This window comes from Virgibacillus sp. M23 (assembly GCF_034190895.1).
GTDB lineage: Bacteria > Bacillota > Bacilli > Bacillales > Amphibacillaceae > Virgibacillus > Virgibacillus salarius.
Genome location: NZ_JAWDHA010000386.1, coordinates 1 through 382 on the forward strand (window position 1 = coordinate 1; position 382 = coordinate 382).

Annotated in this window: 1 protein-coding gene; it reads left to right on the forward strand. The window is 50.0% G+C overall.

Features of this window, described 5'->3' with window-relative positions; translation table 11 throughout:
* Positions 1-382 (forward strand): uroporphyrinogen decarboxylase family protein (locus tag RVS70_RS23135; protein WP_321135087.1); only part of this gene is annotated, 382 nt, incomplete at both ends.

Sequence of the window (382 nt, forward strand, 5' to 3'; positions counted from 1 at the left end):
GACAAGCCGGGCGCTCACAGCCGGAATACCGCAAGCTGAAGGAAAAATACGGATTGTTTGAGATCACCCATCAGCCCGAACTTTGTGCGTATGTCACAAGACTGCCGGTTGAGCAATACGGAGTCGATGCTGCAATCCTATATAAAGATATCATGACTCCGCTTCCGTCAATTGGTGTGGATGTTGAAATCAAAAACGGGATCGGTCCTGTGATTGATCAGCCAATCCGGTCTCTGGCGGACATTGAAAAACTCGGCCAGATTGATCCGGAACAGGACGTGCCGTACGTGCTTGAGACGATTAAACTGCTTGTCAATGAGCAGCTGAACGTCCCGCTCATCGGTTTCTCAGGTGCGCCTTTTACGCTTGCCAGCTATATGAT